Annotated in this window: 6 protein-coding genes; 1 reads left to right on the top strand and 5 read right to left on the bottom strand. The window is 57.7% G+C overall.

Going from position 1 to position 12,858, the window contains the following annotated elements; genetic code table 11:
• Positions 1-15: 15 nt before the first annotated feature.
• Positions 16-2,781 (top strand): EAL domain-containing protein, encoded by a 2,766-nt coding sequence (locus AC2A6O_RS01185; protein WP_498925420.1) that lies wholly within the window; start codon positions 16-18, stop codon positions 2,779-2,781.
• 41 nt (positions 2,782-2,822) lie between these two features.
• Here AC2A6O_RS01185 and AC2A6O_RS01180 read toward each other — a convergent pair whose 3' ends face one another.
• The 5 genes from AC2A6O_RS01180 to folD all read right to left on the bottom strand — a co-directional run bounded on the left by AC2A6O_RS01180 (position 2,823) and on the right by folD (position 12,771).
• A complete protein-coding gene (locus tag AC2A6O_RS01180) occupies positions 2,823-4,280 on the bottom strand; it encodes an NAD-dependent succinate-semialdehyde dehydrogenase (protein ID WP_498925419.1) in 1,458 nt (485 codons plus the stop codon).
• A 436-nt stretch (positions 4,281-4,716) separates the two neighbouring features.
• Positions 4,717-5,067, bottom strand: a complete 351-nt coding sequence (locus tag AC2A6O_RS01175) for a helix-turn-helix domain-containing protein (RefSeq protein ID WP_209001334.1) — start codon at positions 5,065-5,067, stop codon at positions 4,717-4,719.
• 218 nt (positions 5,068-5,285) lie between these two features.
• On the bottom strand, positions 5,286-9,632 hold the full coding sequence (locus AC2A6O_RS01170) for a translocation/assembly module TamB domain-containing protein (protein ID WP_498925418.1): 4,347 nt from the start codon (positions 9,630-9,632) through the stop codon (positions 5,286-5,288).
• Between the two features lie 5 nt (positions 9,633-9,637).
• Complete coding sequence (locus tag AC2A6O_RS01165; RefSeq protein WP_498925417.1) at positions 9,638-11,464, bottom strand: autotransporter assembly complex protein TamA; 1,827 nt, start codon at positions 11,462-11,464, stop codon at positions 9,638-9,640.
• A 395-nt stretch (positions 11,465-11,859) separates the two neighbouring features.
• Positions 11,860-12,771 carry a bifunctional methylenetetrahydrofolate dehydrogenase/methenyltetrahydrofolate cyclohydrolase FolD gene (gene folD / locus AC2A6O_RS01160; RefSeq protein WP_498925416.1) on the bottom strand — a complete coding sequence of 304 codons (912 nt, stop codon included), beginning with the start codon at positions 12,769-12,771 and terminating at the stop codon, positions 11,860-11,862.
• Between the last annotated feature and the right edge of the window lie 87 nt (positions 12,772-12,858).

Below are 12,858 nucleotides of genomic sequence, written 5' to 3'. Positions count from 1 at the left end.
AGTGGGGCGGTGGGTGTGCTGATCGTTAGCTCGGAGCGGCTGAAAAGAATTGCGAGTGCGATTCTTATCGTGATCGGCGTCATCGCTACCGTCGCCGTTCTGCGATCAGTTGCTCTGACAACCGCCTTTGACCGGTTTCTTTGGGAATTCCGCTTTCAAAGCATCCATAGGCCGGTTACCGGCGACCTTGTGGTCGTTGATATTGATGCCAGAAGCTTGAATGAACTTGGCGTATGGCCATTGCCCCGCCGACTTTATGCAGAGCTCACGGACCATTTGGCCGAAGCCGGCGCACGCGACATCGTATTCGATGTCGACTTCAGTTCTGCCTCCAATCCGGAAGACGACGCGCTGTTTGCAGACGCCATAGAGCGTGCTGGCAACGTCAGCCTTGCTGTCTTTCAACAGGCTGCTTCATCCGACCAAAATTCCGGTGAGATCGTCAACCAGCCCATCGGCGAACTGATGAAGGGGGCCTGGCCGGTTGTCGTCATGGTGCCGATGGAATCCGACAGCCGCATCTGGCGGAATCTCTACGGCTTTGAAATCAACGGAAATTCAGAAGTATCTGCGGCCGCTCTGCTGGGGGAGCACACCGGGAACACATTCGGGAGTTTTGGCCTCGATTACAGTATTTCTCTGGATGGCCTGGAGAGGGTGTCCCTTGTGGATGTCCTTAAAGGTACGCCGGCCCCGGGGCTCTTTCTCGACAAGAAGGTAATCGTTGGCGCAAGCGCGCAGGAGCTTCGCGATCTTTTTCCCGTTCCCGTCTACGATGTGCTGCCAGGCAGCGTTATTCAGGCCCTTGGTGCCGAAACGCTCTTGCAGAACAGGGCCATCGAAATTCGGGGCGAGTGGATCACGATCCTCCTCGCGGTGTTTGTGTTTTTCGTTCTGCTGCTGACCAAGATCGAAGGCTGGGCCCTGAAGATCGGCATTCTTTCGCTGTGCGCGATCACGTTCGAAGTTACGGCCATTGCCATTCAGAAGTCGTCTCCCATTCTTGTGCCGACTGCAAGCGCTCATCTGATCCTTATGCTTGCTGCCGCCAGCATCGTTTTGCGGGAACTCGGCTTTCACAAATTTCTCTCTCACATTGCAAATGTCAGACGCCGCAACAGCGAGCGCATACTTGGCCTGGTGTTTGACGACAGCTTCGATGCAATCGTCGTTGTTCAGAGCGATGGACAGGTTTCTGCTGCCAGTCAGATGGCTCGAAAACTGTTTCAAAGCGAAAGCCTGGTCGGCAAGGCGGCAAGGTCCGTCCTACCGCTGGAACTGGTTGAGGAAGCCCAGTCTGTGCTTGCCAACCCGGAAAACCGGCAGCCGGTGACCAAGGTCCTGGATATGCGCCTGGACGACGGGCGCCGCCGGTTCATCGAATACGTCGTCACGCGCTCTGTGCACACGATAGCGAAATCGAAGAAGCTGAGAGATGTTGAAACGGAAGCGGTGGCCTGTCTCACGTGCAGAGACGTGACGGAAGAAAAGGAATCCGCTGAACGGCTGGCCTATCTTGCGCGGTTCGACCCTGGCACCGGACTGTTCAACCGGAACGGTTTTGAAGAAAAGATTGCTGCAACACTCAAACTTGCTCGCGGGACAGACGAGGAGGTTTGTCTGGTGCAGTTCACGATTGCAAATTTTGATCAGATCGTTGCATCGCTCGGGTTTTCCTACGGTGACCAGCTTCGTGAAACCGTTGCGATGCGCCTGAAAAACCACCTTTCGTCACGGGTGACATGGGGCGCCATGACCGCAGACGTATTCGCCGGTGTCTTTCGATGTGAGACGGATCAGGATCTGGACTTGATCGAGGCGCTACAGGAGGTCATTGGCGAGGACTACAAGATCGAAGGTGCCAGGGTCTCGGTGCAACTCAAGTTCGGGTACATCGTCTCCAGAGGTGATATCACGCCCGAACATCTGATGAAGAAGTCGGGCAACGCCCTGGCCAAGGTACGGCGCGACAGCCGTTCGCCAGTCTTGCGCTTTTTGCCGGAAATGGATGCGGCGCTGCAACGCCGCCGCCAACTGGAAACCGAACTCTTCAAGGCGATTGTCCGGGACGAACTCCATATGGTCTATCAGCCCCTGACCAATCTAGCCGACCAGTCGATCTTCGGTGTCGAGGCCTTGCTGAGATGGGACCACCGGGAACTCGGACCGATCTCACCCGTCGAATTCATCCCGATAGCCGAGGAAAACGGATACATCGTGGAGCTGGGGGCCTGGGCGCTCAACAGGGGAATGAAAGAGGCACTGACCTGGTCGAACGGTCTCAGGCTGTCCATCAATGTATCGGCTGTTCAGTTCACGCGCGGCAATCTCGTTGCCACCGTTGAGGAAGCCTTGCAGAGAACGGGATTTCCGTCTGAACGTCTGGATCTTGAGATTACGGAGTCCCTGTTCATCGATGAAACAATCGACCTGAAATTCGCGATGGAGGAAATGCGCGCATTCGGCTGCAATTTCTCGCTCGACGATTTCGGAACCGGCTATTCCTCGCTCGGCTATCTGCCGAAGTATCCGTTTTCAAAAATCAAGCTCGACAAGACATTCGTTCGTGAGTCAATCGCCAACAAGCAGGATGTCTCTGTGATTGAGGCGGTGCTCCATATGGCCAAAGGCCATGGAATGTCTGTCCTCGTCGAAGGGATCGAAACCGCCGAACAGGCGGAGAAGCTGCGCGACCTGGGCTGCGTATACGGCCAGGGGTATTTCTTCGGGCGTCCCATGAGTTCCGCGCAACTTCAGTCGTTGCTCCTCAAGGCCGCTTAAAGATGTCCTGGCACGAGGCCGGGACGCCAGACGTTAAAGGCCTACATGCCGAGGCCGCCGATACAACTGTATTTGACGTTCAGATAGTCATCCAGACCGTACTTTGAGCCTTCGTTGCCCATGCCGCTGTCCTTGACGCCGCCGAACGGTGCGACTTCTGTAGTGATGACACCTTCGTTGACGCCGACGAGACCATACTGAAGCTGCTCCATGACACGGAAGGTGCGGCCAAGGTCCTTGGAATAGAAGTAGCAGGCGAGGCCAAATTCGGTGTCGTTGGCAAGACGGATGGCTTCTTCTTCAGTGTCGAACTTGAAGAGGACGGCAAGCGGGCCGAAGGTTTCTTCTCGGGCCACTTTCATCTCGGAGCTTGCGTTGGTGATCAGTGTCGGCTCGAAGAATGTTCCCGGACCATTGGGGCGACGCCCGCCCGTTACCAGCTCACCGCCCTTGGACAGGGCATCCTCTACGTGGCTGGAAACCTTGTCGACTGCGGCTTCGTTGATCAAGGGCCCCTGTGTGACCCCTGCATCGAGACCATTGCCCACCTGCAGTTGCGCATCCATCGCTGCCTTGAGCTTTTGCGCAAAAGCATCATAGACACCTGCCTGCACATACAGCCTGTTGGCACAGACACAGGTCTGTCCGGAGTTGCGAAACTTGCTGGCAATTGCTCCGTCTACAGCCCGGTCGAGATCTGCGTCATCGAAAACGATAAAGGGCGCGTTGCCGCCCAGTTCCATCGAGATCTTCTTCATGTTCCGGCCGGCATTGCCTGCCAGCAACTTGCCGACACGGGTCGAGCCGGTGAAGGTCAGCTTGCGCAGCGCCGGGTTCTCGCACATCTCTTCGCCAATTGCCGGCGCATCGCCGGTGACGATGTTGATCACTCCTTTTGGAAGGCCGACTTTTTCCGCCATCACGCCGTAGACCAGTGCGGAGAACGGCGTAAATTCGGCAGGCTTCATCACCATGGTGCAGCCTGCCGCAAGAGCTGCCCCGAGCTTGCGAGCGATCATCGAATTCGGAAAATTCCAGGGTGTGATCGAGCCGACAACACCAACCGGTTCCTTGGTGACCAGAATACGCCGGTCTGCCCAGGGTGAGGGAATGGTGTCGCCGTAGATCCGTTTCCCTTCCTCGGCAAAGAAACGGATGTATTTCACACCAAGCGAGATTTCGCCCTTGGCCTCGGCCAGCGGCTTGCCCATTTCAGTGGTCAGAAGGACGGCAAGATCATCAAGGTCGGCCATGATGGCATCGCACAGCGCGTGCATGTGTGTGGCTCGTGCTTCTGCGGTAAGCGCCTTCCAGCCGGGGAGGGCAGCTTCGGCCGCTGCAATCGCTCTGGCGGTTTCAGGCCGGCCGCAGAAGGGCACTGTACCGATTGTCTCTTCGGTCGCCGGATTGGTAACGGCAACGGTCTGGCCGCTGTCCGCGTCGCTCCATGCGCCGTCGATAAACACCTTTTCCTTCAAGAGTGCAGCATTCAATGACATGGGAAGTTTCCTGAACCGTGATAGGGGCAGACGCTTTCGGTCTGAAGATCTCACGGCAAGGACTGTGTCCGGTTGAACACAGAAAGCGAAGCCAGAAAGTCTGGTGGGGCCAGCTTTCGGACAGTCACTCGAGCCCGGCCATGAGAGCGTTGTCCATAGAGATAGGGGGGAGGCGCGAGGTCTGGCAAGGGATTTCCCCGGCCAAGCGTATGGGGCCACGCAAAATGAGACACGAGACAAGTGACTGACATCCGACTTGGCAGCAGTTCTCCCATCACGCACCGCTCGAGGTCTTCGCGCTGACGGATGCAGCAAAGACCTTGGTCTCAATGACCTTGATACTCCAGACCTGCCGTTCTCGCAAACGGCATACGTCACCCGCTCTCTTCAGAGGTAGCGAGCGGAGGTCCAATGAACGGGCGACAAGAAAGAAGGATCAGGCGTCGAGCCGGTCCTGAAGTGCTGCAATCTCATCGGCAAGCGTCTGAGCCTGGCGTTGCACCCGGTCGAGGGCGACGCGCATGCTGTCGAGATCAGATGTTGGGGTGTTTTCCGAGAACGGAGGTGTACCCCGGCCAACGAGCAGCCAGGTCGGGCTGACATTCAGGATGCCAGCAAGCAATACAAGCTTGTTGGAGCGCGGCTCAGAGCGGTCGCTTTCCCAGCTTTGCAGAGTGGAGGTCTTGATGCCCAGGCGACGCGCAAGCTGGGCGGTCGAAAGACTGGAGGCATCTCGTGCCTTGCAGATTCGCTCTCCCAGAGTGTAGTCACTGCTGTTCACCGACATGATGTCACTCCCGTCATTCCCAGCTGACTCCGTCACCGAAAAAACGGTTTCCTCCGGATAGGACGGAGCATTACTTCCATTTTGTTTGATCATGCGGGCACACTCGCACGAGACACGAGGCCACCGCAACAGCTGTCGGGAAATTTGTCGCAATAGCGGTTTCCCGCGGCGGCTACACGCTCTGACCCTGTAAGATTTGCGAGGACAAGGGGGCCGCTTCAGTATTCCCGTTCAAAAAAGATGCCGGCCTTTGAAGAACCGTCCGCACCAACTTCGCCGCGCACCTTCAATCCGCGATCCAGATCAATATCGACCTTCACACGGCTAGAGCCGGTTCCCGTTCCCTGTTCGACGCCAACATAAATATTGTCATTTATGTATTTTCCGACGGCGACCGAGGGGCCGTTTTCTCCGTCCGTGTTGATGTCGATGGCATCCAGACCGAGAGATTTCCGGATCGTTGCAAGCGGTCCGTTATCGCTGCCACCCGTGAGTGTGGCGATGGCTGCCGCAAGGCGTGCCACCTGTGTGGGCGACAGGTTGCCGACGCTTTTGCCAAACAGAAGCAGGGCAAGCACCTCGTCCTGGGGCAGTTCGGGGGACGAGGAGAACGCGATCTGAGGATCGTCTGCCTGACCGCTTACGGTGACGGTGATGGTTGTATCGCTCACCACGGTCGCCGCCGCGAAATCAAGGACGGGTGTCAACGAGCCCTCGAACGTGGCATTGCCGCGTGAGAAGATCAGACGGCGGGTGAGAATATCGAGTTGGCCGCGTTTCAACCCGAAACCACCAATGGCCTGCGGAGACGCGGTCGTGCCGACGATCTTCAGATCGCCCTGAAGTTCCGCATCAAGGCCTCGGCCGCGAATGAAAATCCGTCCGGGCGCGGACAGGACAATGTCCAGGCGCGGGGGGAAAGTCTTTTGCTGTGTCTGTGTTTGCGGAGCCTCTCCACCCAGATCGGCAACCTGCTGCTGGACGGCCTTAGGGGCATTGATGTGCCGGACATCGACTGGGGGAATGGCACCAGGAAGATATTCGGGAATGGAGACGTCCGCTTTTTTGATCGATACCTTTCCGCTGATCAGGGCCGAGGAGCTTGTGGAGGCAAGCGGCCCTGAAACCTTGAGATCCGCATCGACTTCCGCCGTTACCAGGCCAGGATCGACATAGCGCCCATTTGCCAGTTTGAGGCTGAGGTCTGCCGGGAAACCATCCTTCATGCCCACGGTTCCGGAAGCCGACATCGAACCGCCAGTCGCCAGATCGCCCGCAATGCCATTGAGCGAGGCCTGGCTCTGGCTGACAGATGCCGTGCCGCGGATGTTCTGTACGGTAATACCGGTCGACAGGCTGGTGATCTTCAAACTGTTTGGTGTTGCGGTGATTTGATATGTGGGCGCTGCTGCGGTGCCACCGACATTTCCGCTCAATGCAATTGTGCCTTCGCCGCGCAGACCGGAATTGAGCATCGGACGCCTGAGGGCCGCGGTCGGAACGGTCCCGTTCAGGGTGAGCGAGATCGGATTTGGTTTCTGCAAGCCGACGGTTCCGGCAGCGGTCAGGTTCAGGCCATTTGGATCCGTGACCTTGGTCGTCTGTTTGATCCTGTTGTCCTTCAAGGTGCCTGAGGTTGTCAGGTCGAGCGCCGCAAGACCGTTTTTGCGCAACTCGCTTGCTGTCAAACCTGAACCGGAAATCGACCATTTCGCTTCGGGAGCAGACGAACTGCCGGTCGCGGAAACGTTACCTGAAAGCGAGCCGCCAAGCCCCAGCGATGGCACAAAGGCGTTGGCCAGGTTGAGCGGGATGGATTTCAGGTCCGCGCTCAGGTCAAGCCTTTCACCCGCCTTTCCGGAAACCGCAAGCGACCCGTTGCCAAGCTGAAGCTCCATAGGTTCGATCGTCGCTTCGCCGTCGGCGTAGGATATCGTCGTCGGGTTTTTCAACTGGCTGGCAATGCCCTGATAGCGCATCGCAAGGTCCGATAGGGCGACGACGTAAGACCCGGCTTCCGGTTCGTTTACCTGCGCGGCCAACGTCACACCGTCCTTGCCGTTCTTGTCCAGCTTGACATCCGCCGTGATCGAGGTTCCCCCATCTTGCGGCTGAGCTTGAAGCTTCACGGCATGGACCGGGGTGGCATCCGTCAGGATGTCGGAAAGTTCGATATCCGCTTTAACGGTTTGTGGTGCATAGGGGGCCTTCAGGTTGGCTTTCAGCTTTACGCTGCCAATGCTGACCGACGGAACACTGATATCTTTGCCGGACACATCGAAAGCAAGTTGCTGCGTTTCCGGGGTTGCGGTCACGGTTCCCTGAACTTGTCCGGCTATTTCCGTCAGGAGCAGCGGGGAAAGCGAGGCAAGATCCGGGGCATCTATGTTCAAGGTGCCTTTAAGCGTCTCGACCGGTTTGTTGAGGTCCGCGAGGGAAAGTGAGCCGGTTACGGTATTGCCAGCCAGCTTTACGGAAAGGGGGCTGACACTTGCGCCGCCATCCTTGCTGGTAAGTTCGACATCGACGGCAATGGGTTGGCCGTTCAGACTGGCGCTGCTGGTAATCTTGGCCGTTGGAGCGGCAGGGTTGGCAGTTGCCTCCGCAGAAAGGTCTAGGTCGTCCAGAGGCGTTCCGGCGAGCATGATCTGTTTCGAAGAGGCAAGGGCCTGCACTTCGAGTGCATTGAGTGGCCCCTTCGTGCTGGCTTCAAGATCCAGAGAGCCCGCAAGTTGCGGATCGACCTTTGAAAGATCGGCAAGGCTGGCAGTCAGGCTGGAGCTGAGTTCGTTCTGCTGGTAGCGCGCGTCTCCTTTGGCTTCCAGTGCCTTGTTCGAAACGGCGAGGCTGGTGACAGCAATGTCGTCCGATCCCTCAAGATCGACAGAAACGTCAACGCGTGTCTCGCCTTCCAGAAGGGCGTCGGCCTGTGGCATTGCCGTGGTGATGTCCTTGGCGACAAGGGCGCTGGTGATCGTGCCCGACAATTGAGAGGGATCGAGGTCCAGCGAGAATGTGCCGTCCAATGAGCCCGTGAGGTCGCGGCCTGCCAGACCGGAAAGAGCGGAAAGGTCGGCAAGGGAAAGTCTGCCGGATCCGTCAATATTGTCAGCCGAAAGACTTGTATCCGACAGAGCAAGCCTGCCGACTGCGGTCGACAGGGTCAGGTCCTTGATGTCCGCCGACTGATCGGCACCATTCAAGGTTCCCTTCGATTTCAATTCGAGGGAGCCCGTCAGGGGGGCTGTCTGTGGCGTAATGCCTTCCAGTTGGTCAACGACGAGCGTCAGCGAAAAGGGAGAGGTCATCACGCCTTCGGAAAGGTCTGCGCCGTTTCCGAAAGCTGTCAGCGTCAGGGCTCCGGTTCTTGCTTCCGTGGTCTGGAGGGACTTCAGATCGATGTCGGTTTTCCAGTCGACTGCGGACTGTTGCCCCGAAACACGGATCGATCCGTTTAATGGGCCAAACGCAATGCGCCGCTCGCCCAGATCGACCGCGATCAGCGCACCGTTTCCGGCACCAACAGAAAGATCTGCGGTTGCATTCACAGCGTCGTTTTCCAGATCCGCTTTTGCGTCAAGGGAAACCGTCTGCGTTTTCAATGTCAGGTTTGCTGCCAGAGGCGCAAACTCCGTTGAGAACTTGGCAGACCCTTTTGCATTCGTCGTACCGAGCAGAAAGGCTTGCGCTGCAGGAGGCGCAAGGGGGGCCAGGTCGCCGTCCAGGTCGAAAGCCAGATGCCGTTCGGACGCTTTTTCCTCGATGCGGGCAGACCCGGTGACGGTGGTTCTGCCGTCCAGGGCCAGACTCAGTTTTGCCGCCCAGTCGGTCAGTGGTCCATCGCCCTTGAGGGATAGATCCAGCGCAGGCAGGTCGGGCACTTCAAGCAGACGTGCCGCCAGGCCACCGCGCGGCTCTGAGGCTTCAATATCGAAGGCCAGCGTTTCGGCCGCAGGTTCAAACTGCGCCTTGGCCATGAGGCCGGCTTCGATGCCGTCAATCCGGTGCACGTCAAGATCGGCCGTCACAAGAGCCGGATCGAGTGCGAACGAGCCAGACCCGGCAGCCGTCAGGGAAATCGGCGCACCGAGAAGCGGTGCGCCAAGATTGATTTCGTCAAGGCTCAGGCGGTCGAGAGTGACGTTGAAGGGCAGTGAGAAACCACCAGAAGCGCTGCTTTCCTCCACCGCTCCGGTTTCTTCTGCCGGCGGCGAGACAGGTGTTCTCTCCAGGTCAATCCGGTGTGCCGTCAAAGAAGAGATGTCAAGGTCGCCGGAAAGCAGCCGAATAGGATGCCAGTCGGCTGCGATATCCTCCACATTCAGCCAGGTTCCTTCCTGGTCCGCCAGCGAGACCTTGCCGACTTCGGCATTCAACCCGAAGCTGATGTAGAGACCTTCAATCGTGATGGCCTGATTGTCGGAAGACGCAAGCGAACTGACGACATTCGACACGAAGGTGCGTCCCGCCGGTACCTGCAGGGCACCGAGGGCAAGAACGGGAACAGCGATCGCAAGCGCGATCAGGAATCCGAAGATCCGTAAGGAAAGTTTTAGAAAACGCATGTGCGTTAGAACGCCTGGCTCAAACCGACATAAAGGGCAAAATCCGGGTCATCCTGTCCCGGATCCAGAGGCACCGCTGCATCGACTCGAAGCGGGCCTATTGGAGTAAAGTAGCGCACACCAGCGCCGACGCCCACCTTCAGGCTCTCGGAAAAATCGGGAATACTGTCTTCATAGGCGTTGCCTGCGTCGACAAATCCAACAATTCCAATGGTTTCAGTTACCATCACCCGAACTTCACCGGAAAGCTCGATTATCGAGCGCCCGCCAATAACCTGCCCGTCCTTGCGAGGGCCAACGTTGCGATAGGCGTAGCCCCTGATGGAGCCTCCACCGCCTGCAATGAAGCGCCGGCTGGCGGGGACCGATTCCACGGATGGCGCCAGAATGGTGCCAGTAGAGACGCGGCCCGCAAGAATGAAGCGTTTGGCCTCATCAAGCGCATAGTAACTTGAAACGGTGCCCTTGATGAAACCCATCGGATTGCTGTTCAGGGCATCGTATGCGGGCTCTGCAAACAGTGCTGCGAAGATGCCCTTGGACGGATTGAGCTTGTCATCGCGATTGTCGAACGTCAGTTCGGCAGGCAGACCGATCAGAAAATAGTCATTGTCGCCGAAGGCATCATCTTCGTTGGCGAAGAAGACTTCCGCGCCTGCACGGCCTTTCAGCTGCTCGGAAAATTCCCGATTGAGGAAGGCGTCATAGGTGATCGACCGGCTCTTGTAGGCGTCTGGATGTTCCTGGCGTGCCTGCAGGCTGGTGGAAAAACTCGTAAGTGGTCCGAAAACGCCCGGCTTTTCAAAGGCAATTCGGGCGGAGTACTCCATGTCGAGCAAGCTCTCATTGCCGATTCTGCCGACAGAGCCTTCGAGAGAAAGCAGCTCGCCTCTTCCGAAAAGATTGCGTCTGCGCCAATAGGACTCGACGCCGAACCCTTCGGTGCTGGACCAGGAGGCACCTGCACCAATTACGTGGCGCTTGCGTTCGCTCACCTCGATTGTGACCGGCATGGTGCCGTCTGGGCCTTCGATTTCTCCTTCCACCAGACGGATGGACGAGAAGATACCGAGTTCGTTCAGGCGCTTGCGTGCCCGCGCAAGATCTTCCGGAGAGTAGACTTTACCAACGGGCAGCATCGCTTGCTGGACCACGAAATCAGGGTCGGTAATTTCCGTACCCTTCACGGAAACGGTGCCGAAGCGTGCCTGATAGCCGGCGTCGGCTACGAGAGTTACGGCAAGTGTCTTCGTGCTGTGATCCGCGGTAATCCTGCGTTCGGCAATTCGCGCTTTCGGGTATCCACGTTCACGCAGCAGCACGATCATGCGCTTTTCCGCCGTGAGGATCTTGCCGGAGTCAGCGACGTCGCCCTTGGTCAGCCCCCAGAAAGACGGGTCTGTCGAGAGATCGCCGTGCTGGGAAGACACATCAATGTTGCCGAAGCGGAACACCGGGCCAGGATTGACCAGAATATCAACCTTTACAGGGCGGGCGTCCGGTAGGTCGCTCTGCTCGAGGGCGGTTTCCAACGGAATGCCTGCAAGGGTGATGTCGACTGTGCCACCGTATCTGCCGTCGGCATAGAGTTGGGCTACCAGCCGTTCCCGATCGGAAAGAGAGCGTGCAAGCAGACCGGCTTCACCGGAGGGCGGCTTTTCCTGTTGCTGGACCAGCAATGAGGCGTCTTTCAGCTCGTTGGAGAGGTCTTCAGCGCCATCGGAAATCGTGAGGTCAGCTTCATAGGGCAGGGGATCGGGAACCGCGTTCTCCTCGTCTTCCGCCGATTCGAAGAATTTCCAGCCGAAAATCTCAAACGAATGTGCCGGCACCAATCCGGCCATAAGCAGGGCGCAGGCTAAACCGGCGCCAGCTGGCCGCAAGGCAGCAAAAGAAGCACCGCCAGCCAACCGGGCTGCCAATGAAGACAATGCGTTGAAACGCGTGCCGGCGACTTTGCCGGACTTGCAAGACGGTAGACCCTTCACTCACTGCCGCCTGTTGATTTGGCCTGTTGAATTGCATCTGGTCACTATGCAATTCAACAATCTGCTTTTGCAGCCCCTACGTTACACACCTTAAAGGGCCATGGTTAAGCGAATACAAACACGATAGAACATGGCACCGGAGCGAGTTCAAGAGAGAAGGTGGCACAACACTTTAGAGGATGAGCTCATAGGTCGAGCAGCTATTTCTTTCATGCGTATTTTTGTCAGTGAGTAAATACTCAAAAAAGCGCTTCTTCTTCTGGAAGGCCAAGTAGACGGCGGGCAGCCGTCAAGGTGTTGACCATCAGCATGGCGATTGTCATGGGGCCGACGCCACCAGGAACCGGTGTAATTGCTCCGGCAACGTCGACAGCTTCAGAAAAAGCGACGTCGCCAACAAGCCGCGTCTTGCCTTCCCCGCGTTCCGGGGCTGGAATTCTGTTGATGCCGACATCGACAACGGTCGCGCCTGGCTTGATCCAGTCGCCCTTGATCATTTCCGGGCGGCCCACCGCGGCAACGACGATGTCCGCTGAGCGAACGACATTTGGTAGGTCTTTCGTACGGCTATGGGCAATCGTGACTGTGCAGCTTTCCTGAAGCAGAAGGCTGGCCATGGGTTTTCCAACGATGTTGGACCGGCCGATCACCACTGCGTTGAGGCCCGAAAGCGTGTCGCCCAGTGCGCGCTTCAGCAGGATGAGGCTGCCGGCAGGGGTGCAGGGCACCAAAGCACTCTCCAGTTCACCAGCCGTCAGCAAACCGACATTGACCGGGTGGAAGCCATCGACATCCTTCTCCGGCCGGATCAGTCGCAGCACCTTGCTTTCATCGATATGCTTGGGCAGCGGCAGTTGCACCAGAATGCCATGAATGTCGGCATCGTTGTTCAACTGGTCGACAAGCGCCAGTACATCGGCTTCGCTGGTATCGGCCGCCAGGGTGTGTTTGACCGAGTGAAAGCCGCAGGCCTCCGCCGCCCTGTCCTTGTTACGGACATAGACCTGGCTCGCAGGGTCTTCCCCCACGAGGACAACCGCCAAACCGGGGCGTTTGCCGCTGGTTTCCAGCAGCCTGGCTGCCCGGTTGGTGATTTCTTGCCTGACACTTTCCGCGATAGCCTTGCCATCGATGATCTGAGCCTTGGGCATTCGGCCTCCTCATTGGTCGCGCGCATAACTAAAACCGGCGACAAGCTATAGAGGTCTGTCTCGAAATGAAAAAGACCGAATGCGTCT

The organism is Labrenzia sp. ATLA3 (assembly GCF_057180185.1).
The sequence above is the reverse complement of the archived record's forward strand: the minus strand, read 5'-3'. Positions and strand labels throughout refer to the sequence as shown.

Excerpts from the sequence above, each read along its gene's own strand:
- AC2A6O_RS01180 (WP_498925419.1), bottom strand. The coding sequence starts at position 4,280 with ATGTCATTGAATGCTGCACTCTTGAAGGAAAAGGTGTTTATCGACGGC.
- AC2A6O_RS01175 (WP_209001334.1), bottom strand. The coding sequence starts at position 5,067 with ATGTCGGTGAACAGCAGTGACTACACTCTGGGAGAGCGAATCTGCAAG.
- AC2A6O_RS01170 (WP_498925418.1), bottom strand. The coding sequence starts at position 9,632 with ATGCGTTTTCTAAAACTTTCCTTACGGATCTTCGGATTCCTGATCGCG.
- folD (WP_498925416.1), bottom strand. The coding sequence starts at position 12,771 with ATGCCCAAGGCTCAGATCATCGATGGCAAGGCTATCGCGGAAAGTGTC.